This window comes from Streptomyces sp. DSM 42067, from assembly GCF_055792885.1.
Window position 1 is genome coordinate 4,180,078 of sequence record NZ_CM147706.1, and the last position, 18,445, is coordinate 4,198,522.

Here is an 18,445-nt window from a genome sequence, read left to right on the forward strand (position 1 = left end):
GAGGGGGTACGGCCGACCACGCATTGTGCGGTGCACGGTCCGAGCTACACGGCGGGCAGCCCAGCGCCGCGGAGGCCCTCAGTCGGCCCTGCCGGTCGGGACGGCTGAGTATGTAGGGGAGTTCCAGCAACGGTTGTCGTTCAGCGCGGACAACACCGGGAGTTCGCGGGGATCCCTCGCCCTCTGCACACTTGGCGCTCGGCGACTACTCCACCGCCGAGTACCACGCCCACCGCTGCTTGTCCGCCCTGCGGCCCCACATGATCCGGTCCCGCGCTATCGCCACCACCCGGCTCGCCCAAGCGCAGCTCGCCCAGGGCGCCCCCGACGCCGCCACGGCCACCGCCTTGAAAGTGCCCACAGAGGCCACCACCCAGCATGCCCGGGTCACGCGCGTGCTGCAGGAGTTCGGGGCCGTGCTGCGCGACCATCGCACCGGGCAGCTCCACCGTGCAGACCTGGACCGAGCACACCGCCGCCTGGAGGATGGCTGCATGGCAACGACGCCCGCCATCGAACTGCGCACGTTCACGACTCTCGACACCGCCCGCGGCGACCTCCTCAACGTGTACGCCGCAGTCGCGCCCCGCTCCTCCACCTGCCGAACTACGCGGTCACCGCGTTCAGCGAGCGCCTTGACCGGCACAGCACCGAGCCGGGATTCACGGCCGTCCTCGCGTACCCAGACGGACATTCAGTCGGCTACGCCTACGGCAACACCATTGAGCACGGCAACCGGTACTGGCAGCGCACGAGCCCGACGCCGGCGAACAAGTACACCAAGCACCCGACAGTGGCCCTGAAGGAGATCGGCGTCCGGCCGACCTGGCGGAAGACCGGCACCGCCCGCCGCATCCACGATGCCCTCCTCTCCACCCGCGACGAGCCGTACGTCACGCTCATGGTCAACCCGGCCGTCGACGACGGAAAGGTCCAGGCCCTCTACAAGTCGTGGGGGTACGAGGACATCGGCCAAAGCCAGCCGTCACCGGCCTCGCCGGTCCTCACCGTGATGATCCGCGCCATCCGCTGACCGGCACCCAAGGTGACCCGCCTCCTTCGAACGGCGCAGCCGCTCGAAGTGGACAGCCCACGACGACAGCCGGTGACGATCTCCCTCTACAAGCGAATGAGCCGCTGTACGTTCGTGGTATTCCAGGCGTGGGAGGAGAGACGTGAAGTACTGGCTGTTAGCCGCCGAGAACAAGACGTCCGCGTACGAGATGACTCGCGGATCTTCCCAGTCGGCCGGGGGCTGGGATTCGTCGCTTTCAACAGTCACCCGTCTCGGGGTTGAGGAAGGCGACGCAGTCCTACTGTGGCGGAGGGGCCGAGGCGGCGGCGTAGTGGCGCTGGGAAACATAGCCAGCACGACCCCGGTGGAGTCCGACACGCTTGATTGGTCGCTCGCGCGGCTCGTAGAGAGGGGCGACGAGGGATCGACTCCCCCTCATGTGAGAGTGCGTCTGTCCTTCGGCAAGCTCTCGTTCGCGGCCCCTGTCTCGGCCCAGGTACTCCGGGCTTCGGCCTTGATCACGTCGTGAGCGGGCACGGTCGGCGACTAAAGGGCGCCAGCTGGTAGCGCTCAATCTGGCCGCCAAGCGATGGAGAGACTTGATTCAACTCGTGGAGGAGGTACCGGCACTGGATGACATGCCCACAGCGTGGAGCATTCCGCCCGGGGCAGTCGTCAAACGGAGCGAACTGCACGATGTCTACGGAGGCAGCCCACGACTCACAGTCGGTGCCAGTGGAAGAACTCCCAACGCATTCCTCTTCCTCGATCGCTCCGCCACGGGCGAACTTGCTCCTCGGTGGGATGGCCCTGTGCTGCTTGCTTCCGGACAGTCACAGTGGACAGACACCATCTCGGACGACAACCTGGCCGCGCTCGCGCACTGGAGGCGCGGGGTACCACTGCGGGTCTTCGTCGCGCACCGCAGCGAGAGCCTCTACCTCGGGGAGTTCGCGATTGAACCCGAATCACCGGTGGAGTGCTGGGTGGATACCGGCAAACGGGATATCCGGTCCTCTTACAATCGTCGGCCACACATAGTGGACACTCGAGCTCCGCTCTTCCGGCTTCGCCAGCTGAACGGCGTCTCGATGCCAACGGGCGAAGTAGACCCGTTCCGGAACGCCTCTCGCATCAGCCTTCGGCTGCAACCTGCCGGTGACCAGCCAGCCGCGACCGCCATCCGAAAGCTGCTTACCGTTCTGGAAAGCGAGCCAGCAACCGCCACGTCCCTCGTTGAACTCGACGAGGCTCAGCTGCTCGCGACTCTGGTCCAACGCGCTAGACGGCAGGCTGATCTGGATGAGCTGCGCGCCGCAGTCGAGAACCCCGAAAGCAGCGAAGGCGACCTGCAGAGACTCATCGAGCGGATGACCTGGATCTTCGGAGGCGAGTTCCTGCCAGGCACGGTCCGCCGCAACATCACCCTGCGAGACCAGCTGGACCTGGCTCTACTCCGGCCAGACGGCACTCTGCACGGCGTCGAACTCAAGAAGGCCAACATCAAGCGGCTGGTCACCGGCCAGCGGAACCACCGCGTCACTACATACGGCCGCCTAATCGAGAACGCGCAGCGGACAATCAATCTGACGGCCTCAGACTGACAAGGGGCTGCGGGTGTGTCGCAAGAGCCTGGACTCTTGAGCGCGAGCCGCCGATCCGTCTCGCCGAGGGATCAGGGGGCTCGTCGAGTCCCGGCGACCGGAATAAGGCCACGGCGGCTAGACAGTAGAGCAACGTCCTTCGGGTTGCTCATCCGGTCGAGACGCTTGAGAACGGCCTGCTGCGTCTCTGGCGTCCAAAAGATCCGCAGGCGCTCACGCGCCCGAGTGACGGCCGTGTAGAAGATGCTGTGTGTGATGTCATCTTCGTTAGCATCGGTGATGACGATCTTAACGGAGTCGTACTCGAGGCCCTGCGCCTTGTGGATCGAAACTGCATAGGCCACCTGGAACGGCACGGAAGTGTTCAGCGAGTCATTGTCCTCGTCACTGATGTCGTACTCGTAGACAGAGAATCGCACAGTCGCGTCTCCCATCCATTCGAGTTCGTCGCCATTGATGTCGAACTCGCTGAACGTTCGATCGAGTTCGACATCGAACTGAATCCGGCCAGGGAAGCGCTCGATACCGACAATTCGACCCTTCAGATTATTATAGATCACCGGCCGGAACCGCTCAGTCTCGTTAAAGAGGACGGGATCGCCGACTTTGTACGTTGAAACGCGCCAAGTGGTTGCTGCACCGGGGTTGCTGCTCTGGAGAAATCGGTTGATGTTGTTGATACCATAGAGACCGTCGTAGTTCAGGCATAGGATGATCTCGTCGTCGCTTTGGGCTTCGAACAGTGTCTTGTCGAGCACAGTCGAGTATCCGTTGCGAGCAATTACCTCGGCAATGTCATAATCGATGTTCCGGACCTTGCCCCAGAATCCTAGGAGCGATTCACTCTTAGTCCTGAAGGGCGTCGTCAGCTCGAACACCGAGGTGTTCGGGATGAAGGAGCGGATGATGCCGAACCAGTTTCCGAACTGGATCGACTCGATCTGATAGACGTCGCCAACGAGCACGAGCAACTTGAAGGATGTCTCCTCCAGCACTTTAATTAGGTCAGTGTTGCTAACCGTGCTGCACTCATCGATAACTAGAAGGTCGTACTCCTGATCTGCGGCGCTTCTGCGGATCTGGCTACTGATCGTCCGGAAGGTTGAGTTCTGCGCAGTTACTTTGCGCTTGAGGTTGTCGATCGCCGGGTTGGTGTGCGCGAGAAAGAGTTTCGCCTTGTCGTTAAAGTAATTCGCAATGTGATCCACCATTGTCGACTTGCCAGTGCCGGCTGCGCCGTAGATCAACGCGACACGCGACTGGCCAAACAACAGCTTGAGCGCATCCTCTTTGGCCTCATCGTCGATGCCACGAGGTTTCTCATCGAGCCAGCGCTCAACGGCTTGGCTGTAGCCGTCGATTCCGGACGACGCGCGCTCCTGGAGCTTCTCGACGATGGCGACCGTATCGTCCTCGTACCCAGAAATAAAGACATGCCCCTTGTCCCGTACGAGCCGTCGCCGCTCTTTATGCTTGTAGTAGAGCTTTCTGTTGTAGGCGGAAATCAGCTCGTTAACATCTCCGAGCTCCGCGAGATCGACCTCGCGCGTGTAGAGAATTCCGTGATGCTCTACATTGTTCTTCACACGTCGAGCGAGCAGTTCATGGCCTCGTCCGGTCACATCGAGGCTTTCAACAAGATCCCAGTACCGCGGATTATGCCCCGGCAGCGAGGTGCAGAGCGGCATAGTATCGAACGGGATGCAGCCATACTGCATTTTCATCCCGGAGAGTAGGCCACAGCCTTCCCAGTAATACTGCGACTTCAGAACCTGATTGTACATCCGTAGCATGAGATAACGGATGACGTTGTGCCCTTGACTAGCTGACCATACGATGCGGCGTGCTTCATCCAGCACTGGGAATATCTGCGGTTTGGTGGAGCCAGCCGTACCTGCCGCCTTCACCGACGCATACTTTTCGTCCGGCATATCAATCAAGTCGAGCAGGTTGCCCGAAGTCGCTGTCAGACCCTGCATCAGGTAGCGGTACTCCGAAGAGTTGGTCCGAACGGTGGTGACGACACCAAGAAGACGAGCGAAGTTGTTGAACTCGCATGGCCGGATGGAAACTTCCCACTCGCGGATGATCGTAATCGGCATCTTCTGGCCAAGCACTTCGATCGAGTCACTCTGGAGCGTAAGCATGGCTGCATACTCGTCCGTCATGTCGATCTCGGTGAAGGCGATGATGCGGTCAAACTTGCTCACCTTATTGACCGCTCGATAGAAGGTGACCTCGTAGTAGATGCGACCCCCTACGAAGAACGGGCGCGTTCTGTGGATGTAGTACCGGTCTCGCGCCCCAGCGTCCGACAGTGTCGGTGTCGGACGGACCGCCTCGATCCTCGCGGCGATCTTTTCGTGGTACTCCCGCAGCGATGGATCAAGGTCGACCGGGAATGCCTCGAGATTGGCCAGCAATGCGATCCCACAACTGTCCTTGAGCAGGCTGCGGATACGATGAAGATACTCGTAGTACTTCAGCATCAACCGCTCAGAGGTGTCCCCGTCCAGCGTGTAATGGGAGGCACTCATCTGGATGAGCTTGTGGAACTTGCCGAGGAAGTTGAGCTTTGCGTTGCCCTTAACAAAGATGAGTCCGGGTTCCACAGCTGCATAGTTGAACTCGGTGTCAGACCGGCCAGTATGAAGACGTACCGAGACGCCCTCAACTAGATTGCGGAGCTGGGCGAGGACGTTCTGTGAGAGCAGTGCCCGCTGGTCCGTTAGCGACGCGATATTCCGGCAGATTACTTCATCCGCGCTCTTAATTTGCTCGTAAACGGTTGCCATAAGCGTTTACCCTCCCACTCATAAGCTGCTCGGTTCTCCCGCCTGGTCACTTGCTGTTGGCGGGGTGGCCGTCAGGCCGTCCAACTCTGCGGTCATGGAGAGGAGTTTCCTTTCCGGCCTCGGCGGTCCTCACCGTGATGATCCGCGCATTCCGTTGACGTATGTGGCGGGGTCACCCCGCCAGCACAATGGCGTGTGGCGACGGTGCGAGCCGTGCCCGGTAGCGGCGGATCCCCCAGCTGCGGTGCTCCAGCTCTGCCGCCACCAGCACCTCGGCCGTGTTCAGTCGGTCGGGCACGAGTTCCACCAGCGCGGCCACCGGTTGGTCGCCGACCAACGGGAAGCTCTTGACTCGGCGAAACTCCCACTGCGGGTTCGGCTGGGATGCGCCGTGGCCGCGGACGATCCACTCGTCCCTCTCCGGCCCCGCACCCGGGGGCTTCTCCACGCCCACATCCAGCAGACCTGCCTTGACCGTGAAGTTCATGCCCATGCCGGAGCCGACAACCGGACGGGTGCGCTCGCCGGGGTCGATCAGCCGCGCGACGGGCCGTGCCTGGCCGTCCGGTGTGGACAGTGCCACCCCCAGGGAGGCGTGGCGGAACGCACCTTTGCCGGTCGGTGTCTCCGGACGGAACGAGCACACCATCAGCAGCTGCCGGAACTCGCGTTCGGGCGTTGCCTTGACGTAGGACGCCCACTCTGCGGGCACGCCCTCGTGGTCGGCAGGCAGCACGTCCCAGCCGAACGTGAGCCTGCCGCGCAGCGGCTCGTCGTCGGCCGGGCTGCCGAGCGTGCGCTCCGGCACGAGCTCGACATCGTGCAACCGGACCTCGGTCATGCAATGGCTCCCTTGCTCCGACCATGCAGGTAGGTGAACGCTCCCCAGTCACGGTAGTGGGGATGCCGAGCACGGGTGGCGAGTTGGGCCTGGCGGAAGGCGGGCTCCGGGTCCGTGCCGTGCGCGATCCGTTGGTGCATATGGTGGTAGAAGTACGTGGCCGGCTCCGGGCGTACGGGCCACAGACACCCGACGACGGCCTGCGCGCCGGCGGTGATCAGTGCCGACGGGATACCACGGACGTTGTCCGCGCGGTCGAACCGGCCCAGCGCGGACTCGCACGCGGCGAGCGTGACCAGGCGGACACCGCGCAGGTCGGCCTCCAGGAAGTCGTAAGCGAAGACCCGGCCGTCGTCGTCACGGTCCGGGGTGAGGTAGAGGCAGTGCAGCCACGGCGCGTCCTGGTCCAGCGTCCCGTGTACGGCGATGTGGACCACGTCCGCCGTGGAGAGCTCCGCGAGCAGCCTGTCGCGCGTGGCCGCAGGCCCGGTGACGGCTTCCGTTCGGACCGCGCCGGCAACCTTCCGCGCGTGCTCCTCCAGCGCAGGTTCGGCGGGCAGCCCGTAGGGCACGCCGCCGTCGGTGGAGGCCAGCACCGCAGTGCGGCGCGGCCGTACGGGGCCTGCGGCGGGTGTCAGGGCTTCGAGGCCGGCGATGGTGGTGACCGTCCAGTCGTCGGCGATCATCCGGTCCCCGGTGCGGCACAGCGGTAGCGGCAGGTAGTGCAGCGAGCCGTGCGGCCAGGCCAGGATCCGGTCCTTGCCCTGGGCCCGCCAGTTGTCCCACAGTTCGTCGGCGCCGAGTGGTATGTCGCCCGGCTGCCGCAGCAGTCGGCTGCCTTCCGGCGTCACGTCGCCGAACAGCGGGTCGCGTTCGACCTCGATCCGGATCGCCTCGACCCGGTCCGCCACCGGATGCCGGTCGTTGTTCATGTCCGCGCCGTCGCCCAAGTGCACGACGAGCGCCCGGCGCTGCCTGGTGACCGCGAGAAGCACGGCCGCGCCGCTCACAGCGGCGGGCAGGAACCAAGTGAGCAGTACGGTCCGGTCGTCCAGCAACTCGTGCGTCTTCGCCCAGAGGCGCTGGTCATCGATGAGCGGTGCTGATCGGCGGCTCAGCTCGTCGTCGATGAGCGACGAGATGTGCCATCGCAGGTTTCGTGCGATCTGCTGGGTGTCGTGGCCGCCGGGACGGCCGTCGGAGTCCAGTGCGTTCAGCAGGTGCGGCGACGCGCCGGACGCACCGTGGGAGGCGCCAGGTTCCTCCAAGTCGCGCAGCTTGCCGAGAAAGTGCTGGATGTGCGCGGGCAGCGCGAGCGGACCGTCGATCCGCCACCATGCGCCCAGCTCCGGTCCCTTGCCCGCTTGGTGCAGACCGAGCATCAGCCCCACCGGCAGCGCCTCGGCTTCCGCGGTGAGCTGCCAGACCGCCGAGTGCACCAGGTCGCGCAGTATCCCGCCGAGTTCGGGCGCGCGGCTCGTGTCGAAGTTCGGCACGTTCACGGTGATCGCGGACAGCGCTGCCTTGAGTTCTTCGCCGTGGAGGTTGCCCATCCGCTGCACGAACGGCACCAGGCTCGCCCGCGCCAGTTCCTCGAAGCCGAGCGAGGCGTAGCCGAGTGCCGCGTACGCGTAGTAACCCCAAGGGAACGGGACAGGGCCGGAGACCGGCTCGCCCGCCTGGGCCGACTGGTGGTACAGGTCGGCCGTCAAGAGCCTGGCCTCTGCGCTCCGTACGTCGCCCGCCTGCCGCAGGAGGGTGAGCCCCAGCGCCGGCTGCCGCAGGTCGCGGGCGTGTGCGGCCGTATGCAGCAGCGCCGCCGACCGCTGCGTCGGGGTCCAGGACTGCGCGGATTGCGGGAGGGACGCCGCGAGCGGCTGGCCGGGACCCGGGCAGTCGGTGGGGTCGTCGGGCAGCACGTGGAGCCGTGCCTCGGTCAACTGTCTGCGGTGTGCGGGGTCCCAGCGGACGCCGAGCTGCTCTGCCCAGTCCAGCACGGTGCGCAGCAGCGGCCGGTCGGCGCGTTCCCGGGCCAGGTTGACGCCCTGGCTGATCACCTTCGCGGTTACGTTGCTGCCATGGGCGGCGACGAAATCGGCCACGGGCGACCCGAACACCGCCCTGGGCAACCCGTCGGCCAGGGCCGGGGGAATCCCGTCCATCACCCTGAGCAGGAACAGGGCGACATCCAGATCGTCGGCGGTCGACGAGTCGAGCCATGCCGACAGCGCGGCGTCGGCGGTATCCCGGTGAACTCCCTCCTCGTTCGCGAGGATCTGCGCCAACGACGCCAGGAGCCGGGTCTTTCGCGTCCCACCGTCCAGTTCCAGAGCGCGCATCACCAGGTGTCCCGCCTCCGCCACCAGACGGTGGGACTCGACCTGGAAGGGCTCCTCGTCGGTGAACCACGTGCGGTACAGGTCCGCTTCCAGCCGAGCGGACCAGACGGTACGTATCCCGCAGGCGTAGTGGTCGGCGGCGAAGTCCTCCACTCCCCGGGTGGCCATCCGCAACCGGGCGGCGGCCAGCAACGCCGCTTCCAGTTCGGCGGGATCGCTCAGCTCGTCGATCAGCCGTGACACCACCGCGTCGGCTTCCTCGAACACCGCGCGATCACACCGGTCCGCCACCAGGTGGACGGCCGACTCGACAGTACGGAGTGCCGCGTCCCGCCAGGCGGCCTCCGCCCCACAGGCGTCGGCGACCTCGGCGACCAGCCTCCAGTAGACGTACATGAGCTCGACCAGACCGCGGTGGTCGTGGAACTCGTCCCGGAACAGTAGTTCCACCATCGCCTCGGCTGGCAGCGCTTGGTCCGCGTGGTCCGCCAAGGCTTGTCGCGTCTGCTCCAGTTCGCGCGCCTGTTCCTTCGCCTGGGACAGCGAAAGGATCCGATCGCACACGTAATGTGCAAGCTCCATCAGCGTGCCGAGAGGGTCGATGAAGAACCTGACCGTCGGCGCGCCATCCTCCTCATCACGCGATTCGTAGGCCGGTTCCCCGAATCGCACGGGGCCGGCACACACCATCCCCTGCCGCGTTTCGAAGTCGAGCGCGCCGATCGGATCGTCCATAGCAGGCAGCACGTGGGAGACGACCAGCATGACCGAACCCGAGGCGATCGCCCTCTCCCGCCAGCCCGGCGGCTCTTCCAGCCGGAGGTCATGCACAAAGTACGCGCCGTCTGGGCTGAAGACGGACAGCACGCCTCCGTCATCCTGCGTGACACACCACCTGTGATCGACAGGGTGCCCGAAGGGCAGTTCGTTCAGCGAGAGGAGCACCGGGAGGCCCCACCAGCTGTTCGCGCGTGTGAACAGGCTGCCTCCGGCCCCGTCACCGGCGGTGAACGGGCTGATGCCGGCCAGTCCTACCGCCAGTCCAGCATGCCGGACACCGTCCACCTCCACCATGAACGCCCACCCAGTGATGTCCCGCGACAGCCTCACGCCGTTCCCCCCGCGCCAACCGGTCATCAAGCGATTCAACAATGCCACGACCCCGGTCAGACCCGTTCGTTCCCCGGCCCCAGGATGAAATCTTGAGTGCGGCAGCATGCTTGCCAATGCCCGAGCACTCGGCCGCGTACTTAATCGCCGATACCGGCAGACATCTGTCATGGTCCGCCTGGAGGGCCACCTCGTAGGCATCCGAGTAGTACCGGCATTCGCCGTTTCTCACAACGCGAGCACTCCGCGCTTCGAGTATCAAGCCGGACGTCCGGTTTGCACCGTAACCGGTCATCATTCGTCGTGGACTCAACCCTCCGTTCGCATACGCGCAGCACCTCGGATGTAAGCCGGTGCCGGCATCGTCCCCAGCCTCTCCGCAGTGCCTCTCACCTGCTTAGAGGCACCTGACGGAACGCTGTGAAGCGCCCCCATTCAGCCCCTTCGCACGTACGCGAACAACCGATTCAACGACGTACGCGACGCCGAATCCGTGAAACGAATCCGGTCATCCTGCCGGGGGCCCATTGTTGTGCTCTCAACCGACCCTCATCCTGGAACGTTCGTCAGCGGCCGAGAGGAGAACGGTGAACAATCCGCGACGCCTCGCGAGTGACCCCGACGTCATCGGGCAAACAGCAGGGCTGGTCAACTTCCTACGCGACATGGTCCACAGCAGTCACCAGCGGCAGCGTGACGACCGCAACCGTGAACGTCTGTGGCTGGCCAGACTGCCGGAGCCCGTCCGCAGGCCGGCACCCCGCCCTGACGGCCTGCTCCTGACGCTCGACCACGTGCCGCAGAGTGCGCCACCCGACCTGCCCGACTCACTCGACGGCTGGGTCGAGCCGACGAGTTGCCTGGACCCCGACGGAGGCGATCCGCCTCTTGCGGAGGAGGGGCCGGGAGGCGAACTGGTGCGCGTTGCGGACGACAAGGAACCGCCAGCAGAGGAAGGCACCCTGCGCCGTGAAGAGGCCGGTGACGTGCTGCGGGCATATGGAACGTGGCTGGATCGCTGGCGCCGGTGGGCGGCGCGGGAGCGCGCGGAACGACCGCTCCGCGAGCTCTACGACCGGTTGTATGCGTGGCACCAGAAGCTATCCCGGGAGGACGACCAGACGGAACTCGTCCTGGGCATAGGGCTTTTGACCTGGGTCACCCCGGACGGTGACGTAGTGCACCGCCATTTGTTCACCCATCGGGTAGAGACATCGGTGGATCGCCGCACGGCGCGGCTTACGGTGCAACTGTCGCCGGAGAGCGCCCTGCGTCTCGAAGACCAGGATTTCCTGGACAGTGATGATGGTTGGGTACGCGAGCGCGGGGCCGCTCTCTCGGAGGAGATCACGGCTCGCGGGATGGACCCGCTGGGGCCCGAGGCGCTGGAGCAGCTCGCGCAGTGGCAGGAGCGGGCGACCACTCGGCCCATGGGCTTCAGCGCAGCGTGGGAGCCACCCCGCGCACCTGAACTGGGGGCGCGTCTCACCTACGCGCCAGCCCTGGTCATGCGCCCACGCAACCTCAACTCGCTGCTGCGGTTCTACGACCAGATCGCCGAGACGGTGGCCTCGGAGGGCCAGGCACCGCTCGGCCTGGCCCAGATGGCCATGAACATCGAGACCGCCGATCGTTCCACCTGGGACGGGATCCAGAGGGCGCCGCTCTTCGGTGACGATCCCCTGTTCCCGGGCAAGACGAACGCTCAGCAGCGCAGCGTGCTGGGACGCCTGGAGCACGACACCGGTGTGGTGGTCCAGGGGCCGCCGGGGACGGGCAAGACCCACACCATCGCCAACCTTGTCTCGGCACTGCTCGCACAGGGCCAGCGGGTACTCGTCACCAGCGCTCGCGACCAGCCGCTCACCGTGTTGCGGGACAAGCTTCCGCAACCCGTAAGGGACTTGTGCGTCCTGCTCCTCAGCTCCACTCGCCACAACGGCGAAAGCGAGGGCGAACTGGAGCGCACCATCAACGCGCTCACCGACCAGGTGGCCGCCAGTGACCCCGCCGAACTACGTGCTGAGATCCGCCGCCTCACCGGCGAGCGGAACGAGGCTCGGGGGCGGATCGAGACGCTCACGAAGCAGGTGATCTCGCTCCGTGAGACCGAGTACCGGCATCGGAGCGTGGCACCGGGATACGCAGGAACGCTCGCCGAGATCGTGGAGCGGGTTCAAACGGGTGCCGAAGAGTTCGGATGGATCGGCCGCCTGCCCGACACCGCCGAAGACGTCCCGCCACTGGCCTCCGAGCAGGCCCACGAACTGCTCGTCCTGCTGCGTGACGGCGCGGGTGAACCACGGGCTGGCGGCGTGCTTCCCGTGCCTGACGATCTTCCTTCGCCCCGGCAGGTCTCGGACGTATTCGCGGCCAGCCGCCTCAGCGATGAGGGTCTGTCGGCAGAGGCCGTCGAGATCCGGAACGTACTCGCCCATCTCGACGTGTCCGTGACCTCCGAACTGGCTTCGCTGCTCGATGCCTCCGAGACAGCCCTTCATCACCTCGGAATGCCTGCCGACGCCACACGCTGGGATCCCGGTTCCTGGATCACTCGAGCGCTGACGGACCGGCTCTGCCGATCCGACCTCGGACTGTGGCAGCGGGTGGCAGCCGTCACCGACGACATCCGCGAGGTCGCAGGGGACGTGGATGCGCTGGGTCTGCGCCTGGTGACCATGCCCGAGGACTTGACCGCCCAGAAGGCAGGCCAGCTGACAACCACCGGTGTCGCTCTCCGGGATCACCTGGCCACAGGCAAGACCTTGCGGTCCCGGTTCCCGGGCAAAGTACAGAAGAACGCACAGGAGTTGCTGGACTGCTGCACTGTCGACGGCCGCACACCGCAGACGACTGAGGATCTGGACGCCGTGCTGGCCCACCTCCGGGCACACTCCGCGCTCGCCGGCGCGGCCACGCGTTGGCAGCAGGTAAACGCCGCTGTCCCGCCGGGGGACGTGGAGGTACGGCTGGCCGAACTGACCGCACGCGCCGATCGCCTTGAGCACATAGAGGCATTCGGCTTGGCCCGGGACCGCATCGACGCGCTTCTCGTGCGTCACGGGGTGCGGCTGACGATCGCCTCCTGCCAGGCGTGGCAGGACTTCAACGCCGGTGTCGCCGCGCTCCGTGGCCGACGCGCCGCCGACGAGGCCGTTGCGGAGTTGGCCGCGTGGGACGAACTCCTTCGCACCCCCGTGAGCGGCACGCAGCTGACCACGGAGTCCGTGGCCCTGGTCCAGGCTCTCCGCGACCAGGACGTGGAGGCTTATGCCGAGGCCCTGGAGGCACTGGTGGCCGCACACCGGCGGGAGCACCGTACGCGTCGGTGCGACGAACTGCTGGGCGCCCTGCGCGCCGGCCACTCCCTGCTCGCGGGCCGCCTCCTCGACAACGCCGACGATCCCGACTGGGAGAAACGGCTGGGATCCCTGGAGCGGGCATGGGCGTGGGCGAAGGCTTCACAGTTCCTGGAGAGGCAGCGCACACCGGGTCTGGAGCGCAAGCTTGAAGGCGACCTGAGCGAGCACGAAGACCGGTTGGAGCAGGTGACCGGCGAACTCGCCGCGGCCTGGGGTCGGTTGCACTGCTTGGAGCGGATGACGCAGGAACAGCGCTCGGCGCTCCAGGCGTACCGGACCCACATGGCGTCCCTCGGTAAGGGCAAGGGGAAGAACACCGGCTTCTTCAGAGCCGCGGCACGCGATGCGATGTCCGTGGCACAGGACGCGGTGCCCGCGTGGGTCATGCCCATCCCCCAGGTCGCCGAGATGGTGCAGGCGAGGCGGGATGCCTTCGACGTCGTCATCGTGGACGAGGCCAGTCAGGCGGGCATGGACGCGCTCTTCCTCCTGTGGCTGGCTCCCCGTGTGATCGTCGTCGGTGACGACAAACAGTGTGCGCCCGCCCTCACCCGCAACGGCCGTCACCAAGCTATCCGGGACAAGCTGGCCGCCCATCTGCCGGACATGCCCAGCCGACTGCGCGAGCTCTACACGCCGCACACAAACCTGTACCAGTTGCTGTCCACCTTCTTCCCAAAGGTGATCCGCCTCGAAGAGCACTTCCGCTGTGTGCCGGAGATCATCAACTGGTCCTCCAACACGTTCTACAACAACAAGCTCCTGCCCCTGCGGCAGTACGGCGCCGAACGGCTGGACCCGCTGCGTACCCACTTCGTCGAGGGCGCCGTTGTCGCGGGCCGCGAAAGCCGTGTCCACAACCCCAAGGAGGCCGGGGCGATCGTCGACTGTCTGGCCCGTCTTGCCGAGGACCCGGCCTACCAGGAAAAAACCATGGGCGTGATCGTGCTCCAGGGCTTCGGACAGATCAAGCTCCTGGAGACCCTCATCGAGCAGCGGCTGCCGGCCACCGTGCGCGAGCAGCACCAGATTCGCGTCGGCAACGCGGCCTCGTTCCAGGGCGACGAGCGTCACGTGATCCTGCTGTCCATGGTCGTGACGAACCCGCCGCGCGCAGCGGGCGGGAACAAGAGCGAGCAGCAGGCATACAACGTCGCCGCCAGCAGGGCTCAGGATCAGATGTGGCTCTTCTACTCGGTCCCGCCGGACCGTCTCAAGCCGCACGACCTACGGCTCAACCTCCTGACATACATGGAGAACCCGCCCGCCGCGATGGAAGCCGCCGACGACATCGGACCGGTGCTGCCGGACGTCCGCAGGGCTCCCTTCGACTCGCTCTTCGAACAGCAGGTGTATCTGGAGATCAAGAAGCGGGGCTACCACGTGATCCCGCAGTTCCCGGCCGGTAGCAAGCGCATTGACTTGGTGGTCGTGGGGGCACGCGGCCGTCTCGCCGTGGAGTGCGATGGCGACGCCTTCCACCACGCCACACGGGAGCAGATCGAGAACGACCAGCGGCGGGACCGCGAACTGAAGCGCGTGGGCTGGGAGTTCTGGCGGGTACGGGAGAGCGAATTCCGCTTCGATCCCGAAGCGGCGCTCGACGGTCTGTGGGAGGAACTCGACCGCCAGGAGATCCGCCCCGCCAGCTATGCGCGCTCCACTCCAGCTGCCCAGGTAGCCGGCTCCCAAGCCGAGTGGAAGCCGCTCGACCTCTCCTCGGACGACGGGCTCACCGACGACGAGGACACCGGGGATGAACAGACCGACGACCGAATCGACAACGACACTGCAGAGGACGACGCAGCATGACGCAAGAAGCCGTTCTGGGCCCGCTCGACGGCAACACTTTGAAGGAGCTGGCCCGCGTCATCTGCGGTGACGACCACCTCTATTACCGCAGAGGCTTCGAGATCGCCCAGTTCCTGGAGAACGCCGGATGGCTCAATGTTCCCGAGTACGACGGCGAGTACCGGGGCGAGTGGACTCTCCAACTCCTCACTGCTCGTCGTGACAACCCCACCGAGCTGGAGAAGGTACTGGTCAGACTCGCGGACGCACGCGAGTACCTCGACGAACCTGGTGTCCTCCCGACCGTCGTCAACGCGGTCAACACCTTCCTCGTCCACGAGGGCTTCCGTCTGGAGAATCCGGGCGGCCGACCCAGGATCGTTGTCTGCGACCCGGCTATGGCGCACCCGGGCCAGCAGGCGCCGGTCGAGCTCAAGGCCACGATGGCCGAGATCATCCGTGAACCAAGGATGGCCGCACTGCTCCAGCGCCGACTTGACGAAGCCCGCACCTGTTTCGCCAACGGCGCTCATGTCGCGGCCATCATCATGCTAGGCAGCCTCCTCGAAGGCGTCCTGCTTACGGTGATCGAGGAGCGCGACGCCTCACTGCTGAGCAACAAGGACCCTAACTTCATCGGTCTCAAAGCCCTCATCGACATCTGCCACCAGGCGGGCTGGATCGACGTCGACATGGAGCGCTTCAGCCAGGCCGTCTGCAAGTACCGCAATTTCGTCCACCCGCGGCGTGAGTTCCGCGAGGCGCACACTCCCGATCGCGACACGCTCACAGTGTCCTGGTACGTCGTGAACGGTGCCCTCAACGACCTCGCGGCCAGCCAGCCCCAAGCCGACACATAGGCCGTCACGCAAGAAATCTGCGGCGTGGCTGTCGGGCCACAAGTGCTCAATCCAGGCACATCGGATCACGAGGGGGAGCAGATTGAAGATCACGGCAGAAGTGCTGAGGGACCTTGCGGAGCCGTCCAACGTCGCGGTCCACTCGAACACGGAACTGGCCGGGGACGTGAGCATCGCGGCGGCGGACGACGACAAGCAGAGAGAGGAGAAGGAGCTCGACCGGCTTCGCCGGAAGCCTGGGCTGGACCCCATACCCGCAAAGGATCTTGGCCGACTCGCACAACTCACGCCCTGGGATGTGCTGCACTCTTTTGGACGGGCAATCACCTTGGCACGACGCGGAGCGGGACGCGGCCTCGCCGAGCACTGGGGCTGCCTGAAGTACAGCCAAGCTCTGACCGGGAACGCGGACTCCTTCATGGCGCTCTCCGCCGAGGGCAAGGAGACCGCGGAGTACTACAAGGCGCTTCAGTCGGGAGAACTCGGCACCGGATTCGCGCTGGCTCTCGCTACACGGCTCCTGAGCAGGCGCTATCCGAACCACTTCGTCTCGATCGTGCCGGCTGACACAGCTCTGCGCGCAGGGTGGGCCTTAACCAGCAGGGACTCCGGTCCAAAGTCGGGTTACCGATACCGACCGCAGTTCTTCGCCGAGGTATGGAGGCCCGGCGAGCCCTCTCGCGTCTTCCCGATCGCTTGTAAGGGCAACCACAGCGGGCTCTCCGCCTCTCACACTCAGCTTGCCTCGGCTTCCGCCCACGTGGAGGCAGTGCACATCGGGGCGTGGGACGAGACACCGTGTCTGGTGTTCAGCACAGAACTCCCACTCGACGGCCCGCTGGCGGTTCACACACTGGAGGCGGGTGGAGAGGGAGGTTGGCTGGACGCTCCGGAGCGCGTTCTTGATCACGCCTTGGAAGACGAGAACGTGTATCCCGGCATCCAGCCACCCTCGCAAAACGACAAGCCCGCGGAGCCCGAACCCGGCTATCACGTGAGTCCCGAACTGTACGGGTGGTTTCAACACGTGCTTGCCCGCACAGCCGCAGCCAGCCTTACGGCCTTCGCTGGAGACACAAGTGCGACCGTCCCGTACCTGACGAAACGGCAAGGGCAACGACACTTCGCAGGCTTGACCCATGCGGCCACGGACAGCGTCCAGGACGCACGGCATCGGTTCTTCGGCATCGACTTCGTCGGCACCGACCACGTCTTCCGGCTCAACCGGAAGCGAGTCGAGGCGTTCTCCGGAGTCGCGGAAGATCTCTTCCGCCACCTTGAGGAAGGACGGGTGGAACAGTACCGCCGGGAAATCTACGCCCGCCGGTCCACATGGCCACGCGACGTCTGGGCACCACGCTGGAACGGTCCCGTCTCCATACATCCCGACGGTTCCGTACTGGCTATGCGCCTACTGCGCGATTAGTCCATGTCGGACGCGTAGGAACAGGCGTCACTCGGCCCTTTCATAGGCACGGCTCGTGGGTCTGATCCGGTCCACGGAACAGACCCACGAGCATCGGCACGGGGCTCACGCCTTGGCACCCCGCAGGGCTATGCATCCAACCGTAGAGCCGTCGCCGCGCTCTGGACGAAGCATCAGGGCCGTGGAGCGCCTGCGCTGACTGGGCAGTAGGACGCGGGCCGCTCTAGGGAATCGGAAGTGTCAGTGCTCTATGGCACATTCATGTCATGGCAGACGAGCAAGAGGCGGGCCGGGCAAGGCTGTTGCAGACGCTTCGCAAGATGAAGACCTTCGCCCCTGAAGGCGACTACTACGCCCTGACCCTTGGAGCCAATCGACGGGGGCACGCATATTGGGGAAGGCAGACTCATTGGGTTGGGTTTTCCGAGCGGAACCCACGCTGGGAGATCCGTGCTGCCAGCCTCGTTGCGCCCGAAGCGGTTACCAGCGCCTGGTCTGAGATGGGACAGGAGTGGGTGTCGGTTCACGACGACGCTGCCCTGGCAGTCTATCTACGACTGGGTGGGAACGCTCTGGTCACCAAACAGGTTGCTGAAGATCGCCTCCCTGATGTGATTGCCCCTTCAGAGTGCATGCACGATGGATCGGTCGCGGTCGGAGGCTTCGGATTCCTCGGCACGAAGCACCTGCCAGATGATGCCGTGGAACGTCGGGCCCCCAGCCGGAAGCTGCGCATGGAGGTACTCAAGCGCGATGGTTTTAGGTGCGTGGTCTGTGGTCGCAGGGCCCGCGACCACACGGACATCGAACTGCACGTTCACCACCTCGTCCCCTGGCGAATGGCTGGCCCAACCGCGGAGGAGAACCTCGTCACCCTCTGCGGCACCTGCCACAAGGGCCTCGACCCTGACTTCGAGCCAACCCTACGGGAGCTAGCGGGCCTGCCCGGCCCGGCCGCAGGCTTGGACATGGACAACTCAGAGTTCAACGAGGAGGTCGCGCGCTACCGCGAGCACGCAAAGGAGCTCCTGACCCACCTGCGGCGGTCCGAAGGAAGCGCACACGGCTCCGGAGATACGAAGTAGGTGCTACGGACGTGCCAGCTGAGAGCCCGGGGCAGCCTGCCGCTCCGGAACACATCCAGCACACATGAGACTGGGAAACCCCGCGAACACGTGAGAACTACGGCGGGGTGTTTTCCCAGGCCAGGGGCCACACGGCCGACGTTTCCGCAGGTCACAGCCTCGCCCAAGGAAAACTCCTAAAGCGGGTGTCGCAGGTTCGAATCCTGCCGGGGGCACC

The 18,445-nt window shown here is 65.3% G+C and carries 9 protein-coding genes and 2 pseudogenes; 8 read left to right on the forward strand and 3 right to left on the reverse strand.

The genetic code is table 11. The features are described 5' to 3' along the window. Window positions 1–182 precede the first annotated feature (182 nt). The 4 genes and pseudogenes from ACSMXV_RS19240 to ACSMXV_RS19255 all read left to right on the forward strand — a co-directional run. Window positions 183–495: pseudogene (locus tag ACSMXV_RS19240) on the forward strand (hypothetical protein); the annotation flags it as partial. Continuing rightward, window positions 495–1,033, forward strand: a pseudogene (locus ACSMXV_RS19245) (GNAT family N-acetyltransferase). The pseudogenes ACSMXV_RS19240 and ACSMXV_RS19245, both read left to right, overlap by 1 nt. 142 nt (window positions 1,034–1,175) lie before the next feature. Further along, window positions 1,176–1,544, forward strand: a complete 369-nt coding sequence (locus tag ACSMXV_RS19250; RefSeq protein WP_473178793.1) for a hypothetical protein — start codon at window positions 1,176–1,178, stop codon at window positions 1,542–1,544. 283 nt (window positions 1,545–1,827) lie between these two features. Beyond that, window positions 1,828–2,619, forward strand: coding sequence for a hypothetical protein (locus ACSMXV_RS19255; protein WP_473178794.1), 792 nt, complete (start codon window positions 1,828–1,830; stop codon window positions 2,617–2,619). Between the two features lie 71 nt (window positions 2,620–2,690). Here ACSMXV_RS19255 and ACSMXV_RS19260 read toward each other — a convergent pair whose 3' ends face one another. From ACSMXV_RS19260 to ACSMXV_RS19270, 3 genes are all read right to left on the reverse strand, one after another. Then, window positions 2,691–5,414 (reverse strand): ATP-dependent DNA helicase, encoded by a 2,724-nt coding sequence (locus tag ACSMXV_RS19260; RefSeq protein WP_473178795.1) that lies wholly within the window; start codon window positions 5,412–5,414, stop codon window positions 2,691–2,693. A gap of 172 nt (window positions 5,415–5,586) precedes the next feature. After that, window positions 5,587–6,255 (reverse strand): hypothetical protein, encoded by a 669-nt coding sequence (locus ACSMXV_RS19265; RefSeq protein WP_473178796.1) that lies wholly within the window; start codon window positions 6,253–6,255, stop codon window positions 5,587–5,589. Further along, a complete protein-coding gene (locus ACSMXV_RS19270) occupies window positions 6,252–9,668 on the reverse strand; it encodes a CHAT domain-containing protein (RefSeq protein ID WP_473178797.1) in 3,417 nt (1,138 codons plus the stop codon). Before ACSMXV_RS19270 ends, ACSMXV_RS19265 begins: the two co-directional genes overlap by 4 nt. Before the next feature lie 623 nt (window positions 9,669–10,291). Between ACSMXV_RS19270 and ACSMXV_RS19275 the strand changes: the two genes are divergently transcribed. The 4 genes from ACSMXV_RS19275 to ACSMXV_RS19290 all read left to right on the forward strand — a co-directional run bounded on the left by ACSMXV_RS19275 (window position 10,292) and on the right by ACSMXV_RS19290 (window position 18,228). Further along, window positions 10,292–14,878: an AAA domain-containing protein gene (locus ACSMXV_RS19275; RefSeq protein ID WP_473178798.1), complete on the forward strand. Its 4,587-nt coding sequence runs from the start codon at window positions 10,292–10,294 to the stop codon at window positions 14,876–14,878. Then, window positions 14,875–15,717, forward strand: a complete 843-nt coding sequence (locus ACSMXV_RS19280) for a hypothetical protein (protein ID WP_473178799.1) — start codon at window positions 14,875–14,877, stop codon at window positions 15,715–15,717. The genes ACSMXV_RS19275 and ACSMXV_RS19280 overlap by 4 nt, the downstream gene beginning before the upstream one ends. An 82-nt stretch (window positions 15,718–15,799) precedes the next feature. Continuing rightward, window positions 15,800–17,143, forward strand: coding sequence for a hypothetical protein (locus ACSMXV_RS19285; protein ID WP_473178800.1), 1,344 nt, complete (start codon window positions 15,800–15,802; stop codon window positions 17,141–17,143). 266 nt (window positions 17,144–17,409) lie between these two features. After that, window positions 17,410–18,228: an HNH endonuclease gene (locus ACSMXV_RS19290; RefSeq protein ID WP_473178801.1), complete on the forward strand. Its 819-nt coding sequence runs from the start codon at window positions 17,410–17,412 to the stop codon at window positions 18,226–18,228. Window positions 18,229–18,445: the final 217 nt, after the last annotated feature.